This window comes from Shewanella sp. 10N.286.45.A1 (assembly GCF_041470405.1).
Taxonomy (GTDB): Bacteria; Pseudomonadota; Gammaproteobacteria; order Enterobacterales; family Shewanellaceae; genus Shewanella.
On record NZ_JBFRMK010000127.1, the window covers coordinates 1 to 19,116 of the forward strand.

Annotated in this window: 10 protein-coding genes and 1 pseudogene; 3 read left to right on the forward strand and 8 right to left on the reverse strand. The window is 42.5% G+C overall.

Features of this window, described 5'->3' with window-relative positions:
• Positions 1-202: 202 nt before the first annotated feature.
• Together pta and ackA are read right to left on the reverse strand one after the other, a co-directional pair.
• Positions 203-2,347 (reverse strand): phosphate acetyltransferase, encoded by a 2,145-nt coding sequence (pta, locus tag AB4238_RS10685; protein WP_372033436.1) that lies wholly within the window; start codon positions 2,345-2,347, stop codon positions 203-205.
• A 104-nt stretch (positions 2,348-2,451) separates the two neighbouring features.
• Entirely contained in the window at positions 2,452-3,648 is a 1,197-nt protein-coding gene (gene ackA, locus AB4238_RS10690; protein ID WP_372033437.1) for an acetate kinase, read from the reverse strand.
• A 412-nt stretch (positions 3,649-4,060) separates the two neighbouring features.
• On the opposite strand from ackA, the gene yfbV reads away from it, so the two are divergent.
• Entirely contained in the window at positions 4,061-4,504 is a 444-nt protein-coding gene (gene yfbV, locus AB4238_RS10695; RefSeq protein ID WP_248975192.1) for a terminus macrodomain insulation protein YfbV, read from the forward strand.
• A gap of 12 nt (positions 4,505-4,516) precedes the next feature.
• Here yfbV and pflA read toward each other — a convergent pair whose 3' ends face one another.
• From pflA to AB4238_RS10710, 3 genes are all read right to left on the reverse strand, one after another.
• A complete protein-coding gene (gene pflA / locus AB4238_RS10700; RefSeq protein ID WP_372033438.1) occupies positions 4,517-5,257 on the reverse strand; it encodes a pyruvate formate lyase 1-activating protein in 741 nt (246 codons plus the stop codon).
• A 66-nt stretch (positions 5,258-5,323) separates the two neighbouring features.
• On the reverse strand, positions 5,324-7,606 hold the full coding sequence (pflB, locus tag AB4238_RS10705) for a formate C-acetyltransferase (RefSeq protein ID WP_372033439.1): 2,283 nt from the start codon (positions 7,604-7,606) through the stop codon (positions 5,324-5,326).
• 561 nt (positions 7,607-8,167) lie between these two features.
• Positions 8,168-9,700, reverse strand: coding sequence for a DUF3360 family protein (locus tag AB4238_RS10710; RefSeq protein ID WP_372033440.1), 1,533 nt, complete (start codon positions 9,698-9,700; stop codon positions 8,168-8,170).
• Positions 9,701-10,684: 984 nt separating this feature from the next.
• Here AB4238_RS10710 and focA point away from each other — a divergent pair.
• Complete coding sequence (gene focA, locus AB4238_RS10715) at positions 10,685-12,220, forward strand: formate transporter FocA (RefSeq protein WP_372033451.1); 1,536 nt, start codon at positions 10,685-10,687, stop codon at positions 12,218-12,220.
• A 60-nt stretch (positions 12,221-12,280) separates the two neighbouring features.
• Here the strand turns inward: focA and AB4238_RS10720 are convergent, their stop codons facing one another.
• Positions 12,281-13,195, reverse strand: a complete 915-nt coding sequence (locus AB4238_RS10720; protein WP_372033441.1) for a LysR substrate-binding domain-containing protein — start codon at positions 13,193-13,195, stop codon at positions 12,281-12,283.
• A 563-nt stretch (positions 13,196-13,758) separates the two neighbouring features.
• On the opposite strand from AB4238_RS10720, the gene yfcC reads away from it, so the two are divergent.
• Positions 13,759-15,237, forward strand: coding sequence for a putative basic amino acid antiporter YfcC (gene yfcC / locus AB4238_RS10725; RefSeq protein WP_372033452.1), 1,479 nt, complete (start codon positions 13,759-13,761; stop codon positions 15,235-15,237).
• A 48-nt stretch (positions 15,238-15,285) separates the two neighbouring features.
• Here yfcC and AB4238_RS10730 read toward each other — a convergent pair.
• Positions 15,286-16,130 (reverse strand): annotated as a pseudogene (locus AB4238_RS10730) (hypothetical protein).
• A 95-nt stretch (positions 16,131-16,225) separates the two neighbouring features.
• Positions 16,226-18,850 (reverse strand): TonB-dependent receptor plug domain-containing protein, encoded by a 2,625-nt coding sequence (locus AB4238_RS10735; protein ID WP_372033442.1) that lies wholly within the window; start codon positions 18,848-18,850, stop codon positions 16,226-16,228.
• Positions 18,851-19,116: the final 266 nt, after the last annotated feature.

Genomic DNA, 19,116 nt, shown 5'->3' on the forward strand with positions numbered 1-19,116 from the left:
GTGGTAACAAATCAGCTAGGGTTTCTACTTGGTTAGGTTTTACCTGATTGATGATATCTAGGGCTTGTGAGACGAGCATAAAAAATCCGAATTCTGAAACAGAACTCGGATTCTGAACGACTGAGTAGAGCAGTCAACCGATCATTTTCATGCTAAATGATCGGCATTACTACATAAGCAGGCTTTTTTAGTTGTAACGTATTTAGCTTTCGTTTTGCGAAGCTTGGATTGCAGTAAGCGCAATAGTGTAAACAATATCATCGACAAGCGCGCCGCGTGATAAATCGTTGACTGGTTTGCGCATACCTTGCAGCATTGGACCAATAGAGATTAGGTCAGCGCTTCTCTGAACCGCTTTGTATGTAGTATTACCGGTATTTAGGTCTGGGAATACAAATACGGTTGCTTGACCTGCAACAGGGCTATCAGGCGCTTTAGAGCGAGCAACGTTCGGCATAACCGCTGCGTCGTATTGTAAAGGACCATCAATCACTAGATCTGGTCGCTTCTCTTTAGCAATGCGAGTCGCTTCACGTACTTTATCTACGTCAGAACCTGTTCCTGAACTACCCGTAGAGTAACTGATCATTGCTACGCGCGGATCGATGCCAAATGCGATTGCCGATTCTGCTGACTGAATAGCAATATCAGCTAACTGCTCTGCATTTGGGTCTGGATTAATGGCACAATCACCATAGACTAAGACTTGATCTGGCATCAACATGAAAAAGATAGAGGAAACTAAGCTTGAGCCCGGCGCAGTTTTAATTAACTGCAGTGGCGGTCGAATAGTATTGGCCGTGGTATTAACCGCGCCAGATACGATACCGTCGACTTCGCCTTGAGCAAGCATCATAGTCCCCAGAACCATGTTGTCTTCTAATTGCTCTTTAGCAACGACTTCGGTTAAGCCTTTATTACGACGAAGTTCAACCATCGGCTCGACATAACGACTACGAGCAGATTCTGGCTCGATGATCTCTACACCTTCACCTAATGTTACGCCTTGCAAAGTCGCAATACGTTCTATCTCTTCACGGTTACCCAGTAAAACACAGCGAGCAATACCACGTTCAGCACAGATGCTGGCAGCCTCAATTGTTCTTGGTTCATCACCTTCAGGTAAAACAACTGTTTTACGAGCGGCGCGGGCAAGTTCTGTTAGCTTGTAACGGAATGCTGGTGGCGACAAGCGATGCTCACGTGGTGAGTTTTTAGTAATGCTCTCAACCCAGCTTTGATCAATGTGTCCGGCGACAAACTCTTGAACCTGTTCAATACGCACGGCATCGTCTACAGGCACTTCATGGTCGAAGCGTTGGATGTTAAGCGAGGTTTGCCATGTATTAGTATCGATTAAGAACACAGGCAAGCCTGTTTCAAAAGCTTGCTCACACAGTTCCATAATTTGAGGCTCTGGCTCGTAACCACCTGTTAGCAAGAGTGCGCCAACTTTGATACCGTTCATTGAAGCAAGACAAGCTGATACGATTACGTCACTGCGGTCGCCAGAGGTCACCAGTAGTGAATCTGTCTTAATATGAGTAACCATATTTGGAATACTACGGGCGCAGAACGTGACTTTACGCATGCGGCGGGTGTTCATTTCGCCTGCGTTGATAATTTTAGCGCTGAGGTGCTTAGCAAGATCTGAAGCACGAGGTGCCACTAGATCTAGGTTATAAGGCACGCTGCCTAAAATACGCAGTTTGCTCTTACCTGGCAGTTGGAACATGTTTGCTGCATCAGTGCGTTGAACACTGTCGTGATCAAATACTTCTGATAGGTCAGGGCGAGCGCGGCCTTCGTCATCAACTGGGGCACCAATTTTATTGATAATCGCGCCAATAAGACGTTTGTTTTTATTTCCGCCCCATGAGTTATGCGAGATCTCTAAGCGGTTCATTAAGGCTGTTGCACTTTCATTACCTGGTGTGGCGACAAAAATCACGTCTGCATCTAAGGCTTTAGCAATCGCATGGTTTACATCACTTGAGAACGGGTGATTACGCGTTTGGACCAAACCTTCAACAATCAGTGTTTCTGTATCATCTGCAAATTCAGTTGCACGGGCAATAATCTGCTCCATCAATACATCTGTCTTGTCTGCACGGATTAGGTTTTCTGCGTGGTCCATCTCAAATGGTTCGAGTGGATTAACAGTCGGTGATTTGCTTAAAATAGTGGTTGAACGCTCAGGTCCACGATCGTTTGGACGCTGCTGGGCGATTGGTTTGAAAAAACGAACCTTAACACCGTGACGCTCTAGCGCACGAACCATACCTAAACTAATTGATGTTAACCCTACACCAGTCCCTACAGGGATGAGCATAATGTTGCGAGACATAAATACCTCTTAAAAACGCGAGAACGCCACAAAAGTATGGCTTTTAAAATGTGTTTTTGAGCTGCTGGCGTATCTAACTAGCAGCTCAAAATAGATTGATTTGACTATTTAATTAGTGCGACAGCATCTTGGGCAATAACCCACTCTTCATTAGTCGGGATAACCATTGCTACTGGACCTTCATCTTTAGTAATTTTACCTTGCTTACCAAAGCGTGCAGCAGTATTACGTTCTTTGTCGACTTTGAAGTTAAAGATTGCTAATGAGTTAAGCACTTTTTCACGGATAACATCAGAATTTTCACCAATACCACCGGTAAATACAACGGCGTCAAGACGCTCTAAAGGTACTGTATATGAAGCGATATATTTAGCTAAACGGTAACAGAAGATCTCAAGTGCAAGCGTGGCACCTTTGTGACCTTTCTCGTATCCTTCTTCAATACCGCGGCAATCATTGGTAAGTTCAGAAATACCCAATAGGCCACTTTGCTTATTAAGTAGGTTGTTGACTTCATCTAAGGTGTAACCAAGGCGGTTAACAAGATGGTAAATAATTGATGGGTCCATATCGCCACAGCGAGTGCCCATGACTAGACCTTCAAGTGGAGTTAAACCCATTGAAGTATCAACACTCTTTCCGCCTTTAATCGCGGTAACTGAAGCGCCATTTCCTAGGTGAGCACAGATAACATTGGTATCAGCTTCATCTTTTCCTAAAGCAGCAGCTGTTTCACGGCTAATGAATAGGTGACTAGTACCGTGCATGCCATAACGACGAATCGCATTTTCTCGGTAAAGTTTGTACGGTAGGGCGTATATAAAGGCTTTTTCAGGCATCGTCTGGTGGAAAGCAGTATCAAATACAGCAACTTGTGGTAAGTCAGGGAATGATGCTTGTGCAGCACGAATACCGATTAAGTGAGCCGGGTTATGCAGTGGTGCCAATGTGGCACAATCTTCTATGCCTTGAACCACAGATTCATCAATGATCACTGAATGAGTAAACTTCTCTCCGCCGTGTACTACGCGGTGGCCAATGGCTTGGATCTGCTCGGCAATTTGAGGGTGCGCACCTAAGATGTTGTTTACGATATATTCAACAGCTTCTCTGTGAGCAGTAAATGCGCCTAAGCTGGCATCGTGCTTAGCGCCGTTAACTTTCCACTTAATTCGTGAGTCTTCAAGACCAAAACATTCGGCTAGACCTGAAATTTGGTCATCACCAGTTAGCGCATCAATAATCGCAAACTTAAGAGATGAACTACCGCAGTTAAGCACCAATACCAGTTTGTTTGACATGTTTAAACCTTTCGCAATAAGTAATGAAATCGTTTGATTCACTGAACAATACCAATCGGTATAAGTAGTGGATCTACTCAGAGTGTTTTTGGCGACTCTGATGCTGCGTTAATGAACTTGAGCGTAGAATAACTATGCTCTTCATTCATTGCAAACCACATGGATGTGGTGAATGTCATTAATGCAGGAGCATTTAATGACCTTGCCTCAAAGTCGCTAAACTCTCGCTGAGCGATCAAATCTTTATACCGATTGTTATAACAATAACTTCTATGGCAACTATAGGCCAAAGTCGTAAAATGTGCCCTGTAAAAGAGCGAAAATCTGTTGCTTACCGGGCATAGAGCCTTGGGGCAAGCCGAGTGTTTGTGCTAGAGTTAGGCTTGTTATCGTTTTTTAATAGGTGCCATTCTTGAGCATTCAAGTTCTCAAAACCTTAGGTGAAGGCCGTCGTTATATGAAGACTTGGCCTATGGTTAGACAACTGAGTTTTTATTTTCCTGAGTACCGCGTTATGCGCGCGACTCAAATTGCTTTGCCTTTAATGCCGCTGCTTGCGGTATTGGCTGGTGCCAGTCAGTTATATCTGCATGGCTGGGATTACTTACCACAAGCAATCACTATTGCATTATTCTTTATCAGCTTACCTATTCAAGGTTTGCTATGGTTAGGTTGGCGATCCGCTCATCCTTTACCATTAACTTTGTTGGACTGGGGTAATCAGTTATCAACTAAGCTGTCTCAAATGGGTGTAAATTGTCGGCCTTTAGGCGCTAAAGCTTGCTATTACGATATGGCGCTTATTTTGAAAGCGGCATTCGAACGTTTAGATGCAAGTTATTGGGAAGAGCTTTAGCTCGGCGAACATTTAATAGATCGCATTAATACCCATATCGATAAAGACTTGCTTTATCTTCTCCATCGTTTCGGTACTTGGAGGAGAGATTTGGTTGAGTTCATACTCTTCACCCATCGCTTCCCACTTATGTTTACCTAACTCGTGATAGGGTAGTAACTCTACTTTCTCAACATTGGTCATCGGTTTAATAAATTCGGCCAATGCTTGTGCCGATGGAATATCATCGGTAAACCCACCGACAACGACATATCTAATCCAAGTCTTTTGGTTTCGTTTATGTAAATGTTCGGCAAATTGTAATGTACGTTGGTTGCTGACTTTGGTTAAATCGATATGTTTTTCATCGTTTATCTGTTTAATGTCAAGCAATACCAAATCGGTGCTATCAAGTAACTCATCAATAATTGCGGTATATTTGCGGACAAAACCATTGGTGTCTAAGCAAGTATGAATACCTTCTTTTTTACAAGCTTTAAAAAGCTCTTCGACAAACTCTGGTTGTAATACCGCTTCACCGCCGCTGGCTGTAACACCGCCACCGCTAGCTTCTAGAAAAGGTCGATAGCTAATGATTTGGCTCATTAGCTCATCGACTTTAATTTCTCTACCACCGTGTAGATCCCAAGTATCGCGATTATGACAGTACTGACATCGCATCAAGCAACCTTGCATGAAGGTGATAAACCTTATGCCTGGACCGTCTACGGTGCCAAAGGACTCTAATGAATGAATCCGACCTGTTACTGCCATTATTACTCCTTGTGAGGCTAGTGCAGCACTTTGCTACGCTAGCCGAATCAACACATTAAACCGACGTTATAGACCTTTAGTAAAGGTACGAGTGATAACGTCTTGCTGCTGCTCTGGTGTTAGTGAGTTGAAGCGTACCGCATAACCTGAAACACGAATGGTTAGCTGTGGGTACTTATCTGGATTAGCCACAGCATCTTCAAGCATTTCACGGTTCATTACGTTTACGTTTAGGTGTTGGCCACCTTCACGGCTGTCGTTATGAGCAAAGTAACCATCCATTAACGCTGCAAGGTTAGCTTTACGGCCATCTTCATCTTTACCTAACGCATTAGGAACGATAGAGAATGTGTAAGAGATACCATCTTGCGCATGAGCAAAAGGTAGTTTAGCAACTGATGTTAAAGAAGCAATGGCTCCTTTTTCATCACGACCATGCATTGGGTTTGCACCCGGCGCGAAAGGTGCGCCTGCTTGGCGACCATCTGGTGTGTTACCCGTTTTCTTACCGTAAACCACGTTAGAGGTAATGGTTAAGATAGACTGTGTAGGAATCGCATCACGGTACATCTTCATGCTGCGGATCTTCGCCATAAAGCGCTCTACAAGCTCAGTAGCTAACTCATCAACGCGTGCATCGTTGTTACCGAATTTAGGGTAGTCACCGCTGATATCGAAATCAACAGCAATGCCATTTTCGTCACGAATTGGCCTAACTGTGCCGTATTTAATTGCAGAAAGTGAATCTGCTGCAATTGATAGACCAGCGATACCACAAGCCATAGTACGACGAACATCTCTGTCGTGAAGTGCCATTAGCGCTGCTTCGTACGAGTACTTGTCGTGCATAAAGTGGATAGCGTTCAATGCTGATACATATTGCGTTGCTAACCAGTCCATCATGGTGTCTAAGCGACCCATAACGTCATCGAAATCTAAAACTTCATCTGTGATTGGTGCAAACTTAGGACCAATTTGAGTCTTAAGTTTCTCATCAACACCACCGTTGATGGCATAAAGCATTGTTTTAGCAAGGTTGGCACGAGCTCCGAAGAACTGCATATGCTTACCAACAACCATTGGGCTTACACAACATGCGATAGCATAATCGTCAGATTCAAAATCTGGACGCATTAAGTCATCGTTTTCGTACTGGATAGAGCTAGTATCGATAGACACTTTAGCTGAGTACTTCTTAAAGTTAAGCGGTAACTGCTCAGACCAAAGTACAGTGATGTTTGGCTCTGGGCTTGGGCCCATGTTGTACAAAGTGTGCAAGAAACGGAAGCTAGACTTAGTGACTAAAGTACGGCCATCTAGACCCATACCAGCAATTGATTCCGTTGCCCAGATTGGGTCGCCAGAGAATAGCTCGTCGTATTCAGGTGTACGTAGGAAACGAACCATACGCAACTTCATTACGAAATGGTCAACCATCTCTTGTGCTTCTTGCTCAGTTAATACGCCAGCAGCGATATCACGCTCGATAAAGATATCAAGGAAGCTTGAAGTACGGCCTAATGACATTGCTGCGCCATTTTGACTCTTAACTGCAGCAAGGTAACCAAAGTAAGTCCACTGAATCGCTTCTTTGGCATTGGTAGCAGGTTTAGAGATATCGAAACCGTAACTTGCTGCCATCTGCTTCATTTGGCCGAGAGCTTTATGTTGCTCTGCGATCTCTTCACGAAGCTGCATCGTATAAGATAGGTTTTCGCCTGTTTCGAAGTCAGCTTGAAGTGAACCGAATTGAGCAAACTTATCTTGCATTAGGTAGTCAATACCATATAGCGCGATACGACGGTAATCACCGATGATACGACCACGGCCATATGCGTCAGGCAAACCAGTCAACACACCTGACTTACGACAACGCATAATTTCAGGGGTATAGATATCGAATACACCTTGGTTATGTGTTTTACGTAACTCTGAATAAACATACTTAATGTTTGGATCAAGTTCACGACCATATGCGGCGCAAGAACCTTCAACCATGCGGATACCACCATTAGGCAGCATTGCACGTTTAAGCGGTGCTTCAGTTTGCAGACCAACGATTGTTTCTAGCTCTTTAGTGATGTAACCCGCTTCATGAGAAGTGATTGTTGACACTTTATCAGTATCAAAATCGACAGGGGCGTGGGTACGGTTTTCTTGCTTAACGCCTACCATTACTTTATCCCAAAGCTCTGTAGTCGCTTCGGTTGCATCTGCTAAGAAAGACTCATCGCCTTCATAAGGAGTGTAGTTAGCTTGAATAAAGTCACGCACATTGACTTCAGTTTTCCAATCGCCTGGCGTGAAACCTTCCCACGCGTTTGCAAACTGTTCAGTTTTTTCGGTCATCGTACTAATACCTTCTGTTTGAGATAAAGGTTATTGGCGTTAACTAGGTTTATCGTTTAACCCTAACGACCAATAGCTAATGCTTAAACGTTTCAAAAGCCTTAGCCTTCTGTTGAAACGTTTTCGAAGTGATTTCACTTCGCAGGAATTTGTTTGTTGATATCCACAATCGAATCAAAATTTATTATAAGAGAGTGGATAATTTAAATTGGTAAGACCATTTTACCGTAAGTATATTACCATAGGCTTACTGAGCCTGCACTTTAATCCGTAGCCAATTGCCGCGTATTTGTTGAAACTGTTAACAAGATAGCATTTATTAAACAATTTAATGTTTGCATCTACGCTTGATGTCAGGTGACTGCCTTGTTGGTCTATTTTTCGCAAGGCAATTTATTGCTGATTATTCTCTCTCTTAATTCATTGCGAGTGACAAAGCTTGGGCCTGATAGCTTTGCGGTTAGCCTAATATATTAAGTCATAGTGAGTATCAAACAGATTGATAAGAATTATAGATGAGAAAAAGGCGAAGAGAGTGCAGGGCGCTCTTCGCCAATTCAGTTAAAGTAGAGCTGGTATACCGGTTATCATGCCTACCGCTAACATAGCAGCAAGACAAATAACAAATGCTAGCCCTGGGATGACCATACGGTCAGTAAACGATAATGATTTGGCTCTTTCTTTATCGCCAATAAGGCCGTTATTGTCTAGAAACATGGTTAACGCCCATGCTAAAACAGGGTTTGCTACGAATGCGGCAAAGATACATATGCCAGCTGATTGGCTATTTTTAGTGTCTTTTACCATCTGCATGCCGGCTTCAAGCAGTGGTAAAAATACCCCAACTAAGAGCGCAATCGACATAACTGGTCGCCATACGGTAACGTCCATTGGGTAACCAATCACAGCCACTAAGATACACATTATTCCGAGTAAAATAGCACCTGCAGGGATTGGGCGTTTGGCGATGGCTGCTGGGATCATGTATGTGCCCCAAGAAGAGGTAATGTTACCACCACCAACAGCTGTACCGACAATCTGGCGAACTGAACAGGTTGTCATAGTATCGTCAACATCCATCAATACCTTTTCTGAACCTTTTGGATAGTTAAGCTCTTGGAAGATGCGGTGCCCTAGGAAATCAGGTGACCACATGGCAACAGCTAAAATTGCGAAAGGTAAAGAAGCGATAAAGTGTTCAAGGTTTGGTAAGCCTAACTGCCAGCCATACTCAGTCGAACCCCACCAATACAAAGGGTTTAAGTTAGGGATCCCAGGCTCCGTCACAAATTTAAGGTCAAGCCCAGCACCTAGTGCAAAAGCGAGCACGATTGCGGCAATGGAACACAGTGGAATAGCTAACCAACGCTTACCAACTTTAGCAAGATAAGCATATAAGATAACGTTAGCCAACAAGATGAAGAAAGCCACATATCCTAAGCTGTAATCTAGTGCATGCTTGGCCTCAAGTCCGCCTGCCCAATCAAACAACGAAGTGATTTGACTCTTGGCACCCATGAAGCCGAGGAATACTAACAATCCGCCGGCAACCCCACTGCTGGTTAAATTAACCAGTCGCGAGCCGCCTTTAAAGTAACTAAGAATGAGGCCGAATACCCCAAGCAGAATGGCGAGTGCCAGAGGATGAGCACCTGCTAAGGCAATGGCACCAATCAAAGGGATCATTGGCCCGTGGTTGCCACCGAGGTTAGCGCGAGGATTAATGAATCCTGAGCTGATAATACAAAAGAGTAGGGCGGGTATAAGCATTTCAACCCGTACAACTTGGATTGCAAACTCTGCACCTAAGTTTACATGCTCCCAGCGTTCAGATAGACCCGATGCCCATGCTGCCATCACAGCAGAATACATCACGGTAATACCGATAGTGCCCGCGATAGCTGGAACTAAGTCTTCCCATTCAAAGCGAAAGTCTCTGCCAGGTAGATTAAGCCCCCAGCGTCTAGGCTTCATTATTTTTAGTTCATTATCTAAATACTCTTCACGAGTATTGAATTCAGATGCGGGACGGTGAAGTGCTTTATAGCTCTGATCTGAGCTGTCTTCTGCTTCATTCTTTACTGTTTCAGGCATAATTTCTCATTCTCCGAAAAGAATTTAAGTGATTCATCGGGATATATAACAGTTATTTAGTTGTTCCCTGTGAATTAACAACTTTCTTATACTGATAGGTATAAGTGTAGTCGACTTCAAGTCTTTGTTAACGCTTCTGTAACTGCAAATATTCAGCATAGGTCGCGCTGAAACGCAGGTTACATGGGTAATCCCTTACTTACGCTAAATTGGTAAGACCAATTTACCCCAAAGATCTTAACATAGTAACCTTGGTACAACATCAAGTATCAAAGTTATTGAATATGGTGTTTGATTAAACTGAGAGCGACTTAACAACTTATACAGTGATGACTAAATAATCGAATAATAGGCATGTAATTTGCCTTAGTGTCTAGATCAATAAAATTGAGATTTTAGGTGATAAAATAACCATTGGTAAACTTGCAATGTTTAATGTGGTTTCAGATCACGATAACTGGGCATTCGTCACAGCAAATAAAGCAGCTGTTGCGATCTGTGTCACGTTGGGGGCGGCTGTCATGTTGTATAAAATCATTATCATCTTAACGTTGGCATAGGTTTTATTGATGAAATGGCTACCGAATAGCTTCTTTATATACTTTTAATGCTTTTACAAATACGTGCTTAAATTTGATTCTCCTCACTCATACTTACCGAGTAAAATCCCGCAAATATTTAGCTGTACATAAACTCCCTTACTGCTGGTTTATTTTAATAGTCATATTATTCAAAGTGTTAGGTTGGTGGCTTCTAATCTGATAACAAAGTTAACATCTCCCAATGGTCCTTAAGTGGTATCAGGAATAATGATTGAGCTTATCATTATTATCAGATTTTATTATTCCATTGCTTCGGGTAATTTGTGCTTAGAACAAGAGTTCGTTTTTGAATAACTGGAGTATGGGATGAGTGTAGGTCTAGTGACTTACTGTTACGTGGCAGTAGGGGGTGAGCATGTCGGGAAGTAACCAAACAAAACAGATGCCGATGATCAAGCAACTAGAAAGTCCTTTATCGCAAGAGAGCGGGCTAAAACCGAGTATGTATCAACAAGCGGAGCGCTATGGCGCGGATAAAGTGGTAAAGGCTCATTGGCAGTCTTTCGGGTTGGCGGTATTTGCCGGCGCATTTATCGCATTAGCATTTGTGTTTTATATCACAGTAACAACTGGCAGTACTGGGCCTTGGGGGTTAATGAGACTTGCTGGAGGCTTAGCGTTTAGTCTTGGGTTAATGCTGGTAGTGATCTGTGGTGGTGAGCTATTTACCAGTACAGTGTTAAGCAGCGTCGCTTGGGCACAAAAACAAGTTTCAACTCAGTCACTGCTTAAATGCTGGGGGCGTGTGTATGTCGGTAACTTTATTGGCGCAATGCTAATGCTGTTATTAATTGTTGTAGCCGGGATGCAAAACTTAAATGACAGTCATTGGGGTCTCAATGCTCTTAATATCGCCCAACACAAGCTGCACCACGGTTGGTGGCAAGCTTTTGTACTAGGAATGCTCTGTAATATGTTGGTATGCCTTGGTGTTTGGATGACGTTTTCCAGTAAAGACGCATTAACTAAAGCGATACTACTCATGTTACCCGTGGCGATGTTTGTTAGTAGTGGTTTTGAACATAGTATCGCTAACTTATTTATGGTGCCTTTAGGCATAGTACTGGCGAATATTTCAGACCCAGCTTGGTTTGCTGCACTTAATGTCACTCAAGCCCAATTTAGCGACCTAACGGTTACCAACTTTATTATCAATAACTTAATACCAGTAACACTTGGCAATATTGTCGGTGGTGGTCTATTCGTTGGCTTAGGTTACTGGTTAATTGAGAAAGCTAACCCAAGTCCATATCTGCATTCAACGACACAACATACACACTCTGTCTTGGCTGAAGTCATTTCATTGTCAGATCTTGAAAAAAATAACCAAACACAATTTGTAGAACAAGCCTTTGCTGAACCTTCACTGGCGCAAAGTCCTAAAAGTGCCAACCTATCTTCTGGAGTAAAAAATATGCCTAAAACAATACAAAAACTGAATGTTAGCGATCTAATGAATCCTGCTCCATTTACGCTGACAGCAGACATTACTGTATACGAAGGATTGAAGCGTCTTACCGAAAGTGCCAGTCGCGGTGCGCCTGTGATTAATGAACAGCAACAGTTGCTTGGTTTTATCTCTCAGCAAGATCTCTTACGCAGCTTATGGTCAGAAGAGTTTGCCCGTGGCGTAAGCTTTAAAGTCGCTGATCTGATGCAAACCCAGGTATTGACGGTATCGCCGTCAGATGCCGTTGCTGATCTGATAGAGTTGATGGTTGTCGATAGAGAAAAATTATTCCCGGTTAACGACACTGGAATGCTGATTGGTAACACATTCAAAAGTTACGAAGAGCGCCTAAGAGCAGCTAATGCAAGCAAACCGAGTGTGTTCCCTGTGGTAGAGGGTGGCGTATTATGTGGTGTTATTACACGGGAAGATATTGCGCAGAAAGTCTGTGAAATCTATAAGTTCTAAACATATTTGAGTTTAAAAAAGGGCAAAGAGGAGGCCGCTCCTCTTTGCTTTATCGTCTGTTTAGCGGCTTTTTTTAACAGTAACTCTATTACGGCTTAAACGTCTGGCCTCTGTAATAACACAATCTCGGAGTGGATTCTCACCTGCATCATTACGCCAGACAAATGAAAGATGACGTTGCATGTTTAGCTCTGGGGTTGATAACACCACTAATTCGCCGTTGGCTATCTCTTTCTCTACATCTAAATAGGGCAAACTACTTAAGTAAGGACCATTCTTTACAAGAGCCTTAAGCAGAGAAACATATTCATACTCTTTCCACACATGCAGTTTTTCAATGATCCCATGAATGGCGCCTTCAAAAATGCGTCTTGTACCGGCTCCTTGTTCTCGAAGCACCCATTTTGCCTGTTCTAGCTGGGCTAAACTTGCTGATTTTGATTTAGCATAAGGATGGTGAGGTGATGATACCACCACAAGATGATCATCAAGCCATTGCTCTTGATGCAGACGACTATCGTCGTTGCGTCCTTCGATTATGCCAAAATCGTACTCATAGTTAAGTAAGCCTTCAATCACGTTTTCAGTATTTTCAACCATCAAGTCAATACGCAGTTCTGGGAAGTCGGTATCAATTTTGCTGATAAGTTCGGGTAATAGGTGCTCAGCTGCTGTTTGGCTAGAGCAGATCCGAAATCGACCGCTTATAAGGTGTTGTTCATGAAGGCCCAATTCAATTTGCTGTGCATCTTGTAACAGACGCCTTGCCTTCGGTCTAAGCCAGTTACCCCAATGGCTTAGGGTTAACCGGTTACCTTGGCGAATAAACAGCGGGCGCCCTAGCAAATTCTCTAACTGCCCCAATGACATACTTACAGCTGATTGAGTCATTGACAGTTTTCTTGCTGCCGCACTGACACTTTCTAAACTGGCTACAGCGTCGAAAACCATTATTTGTTTAAGAGAATACTTCATTGTACCTTCTGATTTCCTACTCGAAAAATCCCTAAAGGGAAACTATCAATTTATTTGATGGTTGTTAAGCATGATTTTAGGTGCTGATTTAGTGTTGGACAAGCCAAGTTGGTTTTAACTATGAATAACTTAGATTAAGTTCACTATTCTATACATAGTGTGATCCGTACGCACTCATTGTTGCATAAATAGGGTAACTGTTTTGATCGGCAATGGTTGCAAATTTGTTTTTATTAGCGATAAAGCGAGCTTGTACACACGTTAGTAAGGCGAAATGGAGTATCTAAATCATCTTTTAACTGACTATTTCAACTGAAAATAGCTTTTCAGTTGTATCGTTTTAAGGCTTTCAATTAAAACGATATGGGCGTTAGTCTATTTTTTACCGGTAACCAACTAACCACTCATAGATAAAGCACTAACATTGGTTTATATTTGCAGCCAAATAACAACAATATGGCCTTCAAATGACCCCCAGCTCCCCTACGCAGCAACAACCTTTAACCACTGAACCAACTGTCGCCAATAACAACCGTTCTCAAATTGTTAATAAAGCATGGCAAATGCCCGATACCTTGGTGATTATTTTCTTTGTGGCTCTGCTTGCCGCTGTGATGACCTACTTTATTCCTGTTGGTTCATTTGAAACTCAGCAGGTGAGCTACGTGATTGACGGTGTTGAGAAGAGCCGCAGCGTGGTCGACCCTAATTCGTTTGCTTACCAATTAGATGATAGTGGTGAGCCAATGCTGCAGCCGGTAAGTTTATTTGCTGGCGGTGGAGGCACTGGTTTCTTTAACTTTGCTTTTGAAGGGCTTGTATCTGGCTCCAAGTGGGGCAGTGCCATTGGGGTGATCATGTTTATGCTCGTTATTGGTGGCGCCTTTGGCATTGTTATGGCGACAGGAACCATTGATAACGGCATTTTAAAACTTATCGATAAAACCCAAGGTAATGAAACACTTTTCATTCCGGTTATCTTTACCTTGTTTTCACTTGGCGGTGCTGTATTTGGGATGGGTGAGGAGGCGATAGCCTTTGCGATTATTATCTGTCCATTAATGATAAGGCTAGGCTATGACGGCATAACCACTGTGATGGTGACCTATGTTGCAACTCAAATAGGTTTCGCTAGTTCTTGGATGAATCCATTTAGTGTCGCGATAGCTCAAGGCATTGCCGATGTTCCTGTGTTGTCTGGCTCAAGCGTAAGAGTCGCAATGTGGTTAGGTTTTACTCTAATGGGCCTTATATTCACTATGCGCTATGCTGCGAAGATAAAAGCGAAACCAGAGCTCTCGTATAGTCATCAAAGTGATCAGTATTTTCGTGATAATGCCAGTGATGCGAAACTCGATAGCCGCTTTAACATTGGCGACATTCTAGTGTTATTAACTATTGTTGCAACTGTGGCCTGGATTATATGGGGCGTGGTGGTTAATGCGTGGTTTATCCCTGAAATAGCTAGCCAGTTTTTTGCAATGGGCATCGTTGTTGGCATCATAGGGGTTGTTTTTAAGCTTAATAACCTGACGGTTAATAAAGTCGCCACTAGCTTCAAGCAAGGTGCATCTACAATGCTTGAACCGGCAGTTTTAGTCGGTTGTGCGTCGGGCATACTATTATTACTCGGAGGCAGTAATGCCGCCAACCCAAGTGTACTCAATACCATACTCAGTAGTTCGGGCGAGTTTATTGGCCAGCTACCAAGTGTAATGTCTGCATGGTTTATGTTTGTGTTCCAGGCTGTGTTTAACTTTTTTGTGACCTCTGGTTCAGGTCAAGCTGCACTGACAATGCCGTTGATGGCACCGCTTGCGGATATTGTTGGAGTCACTAGACAAGTTGCTGTGCTTGCGTTTCAACTCGGTGATGGCTTCACTAATGTTTTAGTGCCTACATCAGCTTCGTTGATGGCCACGCTAGGGGTTTGCCGAGTTGATTGGGGGCAATGGCTTAAGTTTATCTGGCGCTTTATGTTGGGGCTATTTTTTGTCTCTAGCGTCATTGTTATTACTGCCCACTATATGGGGTTTAGTTAATCTGTAAAGCAAGAAATGTCTAATTCTAAAATAGATTGATGATTTTTATTAAGCCAGTTGGTACTCCTGACTGGCTTTTCATGCAATTCGTTTGGGTTTTTCATCCTTAAGCTAACATGCGCCGTAACTGATTATGAATCTCTATCAATTCCTCGACTAACACAGCAAGCTTTTTCATCGTTCGGCGATGATAAAGCTCAGACAGATGCTTCAAAATACCACTCACTCGTTTCGCCATAAATTTTGGTATCGGTTATATACTAGCCCTTAACGACATCAAAGGCTTTCATCTCATCGTTTAGTTTATACCCCATGATCTTTCTGAATCATGCATCTGTTACCAGCGACAAGTAGTGTGTTCCCTCATCTGATTTCACGTCAGTGATATCGCAAGCGAGGACTTCTTCATCGCGTTTGATAGTCTTGCCTCTCATTAACTTAGAATACTTTCTAAGTTAATGATGACTATTGGTTATTTTGGTTATTTTGGTTATTTTGGTTATTTTGGTTATTTGTTTCAGAGCTTCACCAACATACCCTGCAGTTTCAAATATTCCACCCAGCCCAGTACTTTTTTTCTAAATCGATGCCATATCTATTCTTTAACTGTTCAACCTTACCGCCATCAATTATGCTTTTCATCTTTAGGTTAGAAACTTGTTTCTCTAGGTCGGTATTTCTTTAGAGTTAGACATTGGAGAGTACTCAATAGGTTGTGCCCAGTCTAATCTACTATGCTTTCTTAGGTATGTAAGGACGGTACTTCGGTCTTGAATATTACGCTTTTTTCTAGGTGAGCTCGCCTTTTCTACCAGGTTGAGAACGGCCAATTTAAAGTCTAATGCATAATCAGACTGCGTTCGTTTATAGCGGTTTGAATTTGAATGTTTCATAGATAAGCCTCCAAAGTGTCAACTTATCTCAGGACGGGACAGACAAAGTATAAAAAAAAGCCTAGGAATTCCTAGGCTTTTTTTAACTTACGATCTTAGAACTTTTGTGTATAAGTCGCTGTGTATGTGCGACCGTATAGGTTATAAAGTGAATCGTCGTATCCTAAGTTAGAGTCCAATACTGGATCTTCATTAGTGATATTTCGGACACCGACACTGAATTTACCATTCCAAGATGCCATATAACTATAGTTTGCATCAAAAGTAGTCTGTGATGATAGGCTGCCTATTTGCTCATAGGTATTAGGGTCAGTCTTCTCTGATTGTCCATCAATGTATTGAGTCAATAGAGAAGCAGCATGATCACCATATGACCAATCAACTACCCAAGTGAAACGATATTCAGGCATACCATTACGACCAATCTGGTTGTTTACTGGTCCGTCAAAGTACTCTTCATCGTCATAAGCAATGATATAAGTTAGATCAAATGTTGAACCGAAATCACCAACAGCGGTTTCTAACCCTGAGTATGTTAGGTTGAAATCAATACCTGAAGTATCAAATCCATTACCATTAACTTGAGGCGTAGTAGCTGAAAGAATCTTACCATTCGGATCATCATTAACACGCTTAATGTCACCTAGCGCTAAATTACCATAACCCACTTTCTTCTCTTCTTTTAGTAGAGAGTCTAGAGATACAAAAGTAATAACATCTTCGATGCTTAAGTTGTAGTACTCGACTTTAGTACTGAAGTTATCGGTGATATTCCAGATTGCACCAAGGTTATAGAAATCAGATGTTTCTGGCTGTAGTTCTGAGTTTGCTGTGCGAGTTACATCATACTGTTTTGACTTACAGTCTGCTGTTGGAGTTCCTTGCAGTTCACAGTAGTGATAATCGGTCGCAGTATCTGCGCTGAATGAGTCGGCAGCATACAAATCAGATAGAGATGGAGCTCGGAAACCTTGTCCCCATGATGCACGCAATACTACATCTTCAAGTACTTGATAACGTAGTGCAACTTTAGGGGTTGTTGCTGTACCGAAGTCAGAGTAATCATCATAGCGGAATGCAAGGTTTAGCTCTAAATCGTCAGTAAGAGGTATGATACTCTCACCAAAGATAGCAAAAACATCACGTTCGCCACCTGAACCGTTACCAGAAGAACCAATTACTTCACCTGCTGCAGATTCTGCATCAACGTTAGCTTCGTATTTGTACTGCATAAATTCAGTACCAAAATACCAACCTACAATACCAGCAGGCAGTTCGAATGCTTCGAAATTAACCCCAGCATTGATACTTTGGAAGTCCATAATATCTTGCTTTAACGTGTCATGAGAAATAGCTGCAACAACAGCCTCACTGTTTCCTTCCGGGCCAAAATTAAATTTGCCTTCTTTAACTAGGTTTTCAACGGTTGGGCGATGAACATAGCCTTTACCGTAGTTACTATTTTCAGCTAGGTTGTAGTGGTAGGTTACATCCCACCCGAAACTATCATGCTCACCAACTAAACCTACTTGGATATCAGTGCTGTAGTCGATTGTGGTTGAATCACGTGTACCTACATCTGTAAAGCGATAGTAAACACGGCCATCATTAGTATTTTTGCTGGTGCCAGTGTTGTTACCATTTGAATCATAGTTTTGGATATCGACTTGACCAGCTTCAACATTAAACCAACCGGCTGCTGGAGCAAATCGACCAAATGTTTCATTGCGAGAGAAGAGGCCTTGTCCTTCAAAGATAATTTCATCAGAAATTTCATAATCAGCATTCACATAACCTGCTGTGTAGTTACGTCCAGCATGATCAGCAGCTTCTGATGTATAGTCATAACCACAAACATAGTCACCATCATCTGCGTCGTAAATATGCCCGCCACCAACTATTTTGTCATTGTCACAAGCTGCCATAGGGCTAAATTGACCTGATGTCATGTCCAAGAAGTTACGAGCGTATGTTGAAACGCCTGTAGTATCGGCAAATTTGTCAGCTAGGGTATTTGTTGAACTTGTAAACCAACGGTCTCGTTGGTAGATAATTTCACGGTTTTGGTGTTCGAATGAGAATGTTAAGCTGCCCTTGTCACTGGTTGTACCACCTATTGCATGAACTTTCCACTCTTCACCGCCAGCCTGTTGAGGGTTTGTTCCTGTTGCTGATACTTCAAGCCCTTCAAAACCTTTTTTTGTGATGATGTTTACAACACCAGCAACTGCATCTGAACCGTATACTGCAGAAGCACCATCAGATAGTACTTCAATTCGTTCAATTGCAGCAGTTGGAATGGTGTTAAGGTTTACTGCTGTTCCGCCCATAGTAGGTGAACCAGGCATGCGTTTACCATTTAACAGAACCAGAGTTCTATCAGCACCAGCTCCGCGTAAAGAAATGTTAGCTTGGCTTTGCCAAGTGCTTCCTGAAGATTCAGCATTTGAACCAAAAGTATTTAAGTTGCTACGACGAAGAACGTCAGCGACGGACATTTCGCCGGTTTTTTCCATGTCAGCAGCAGTAATGGTTGTAACTGGAGTTGCACCCTCCATATCAGTTCGTTTAATACGAGAACCGGTAACCTGAATTCGCTCAACTTTATCTGCATTTTCTGCATCAGCGGCAAGAGCTACTGGCGAGCTAAGCGCTGCAGTAGCTGCACCACCCACTAACGCAAAGCGTACCGCTTTGGCCAATCTTGAATTAACTTGCATTGTATTACTCCCTGGAAACTTATATTAATTATATGTTTTATTTTAATTAGAAACGGCTCCTTAAGTTGACACGAATGTAAACAAAGAGACTTTCCGCAGCCAAATAAAACCATAATTAAATAACCGTGGCAACAATCTTGTTACAGCTGTTATCTATTTTTCAAGAGAGATTGAAGTTGTTTTATTATTATAGTTATTAACAGAAGTTACTATTATTTTTAACGGTTGTTTCTTTTGTGTACTGGGAGGTTTTTATGGTGGTGGGT

Excerpts from the sequence above, each read along its gene's own strand:
- pta (WP_372033436.1), bottom strand. The coding sequence starts at position 2,347 with ATGTCTCGCAACATTATGCTCATCCCTGTAGGGACTGGTGTAGGGTTA.
- focA (WP_372033451.1), top strand. The coding sequence starts at position 10,685 with ATGCCGATGATCAAGCAACTAGAAAGTCCTTTATCGCAAGAGAGCGGG.
- AB4238_RS10735 (WP_372033442.1), bottom strand. The coding sequence starts at position 18,850 with ATGCAAGTTAATTCAAGATTGGCCAAAGCGGTACGCTTTGCGTTAGTG.
- AB4238_RS10710 (WP_372033440.1), bottom strand. The coding sequence starts at position 9,700 with ATGCCTGAAACAGTAAAGAATGAAGCAGAAGACAGCTCAGATCAGAGC.
- AB4238_RS10720 (WP_372033441.1), bottom strand. The coding sequence starts at position 13,195 with ATGAAGTATTCTCTTAAACAAATAATGGTTTTCGACGCTGTAGCCAGT.
- ackA (WP_372033437.1), bottom strand. The coding sequence starts at position 3,648 with ATGTCAAACAAACTGGTATTGGTGCTTAACTGCGGTAGTTCATCTCTT.
- pflA (WP_372033438.1), bottom strand. The coding sequence starts at position 5,257 with ATGGCAGTAACAGGTCGGATTCATTCATTAGAGTCCTTTGGCACCGTA.
- pflB (WP_372033439.1), bottom strand. The coding sequence starts at position 7,606 with ATGACCGAAAAAACTGAACAGTTTGCAAACGCGTGGGAAGGTTTCACG.
- yfcC (WP_372033452.1), top strand. The coding sequence starts at position 13,759 with ATGCCCGATACCTTGGTGATTATTTTCTTTGTGGCTCTGCTTGCCGCT.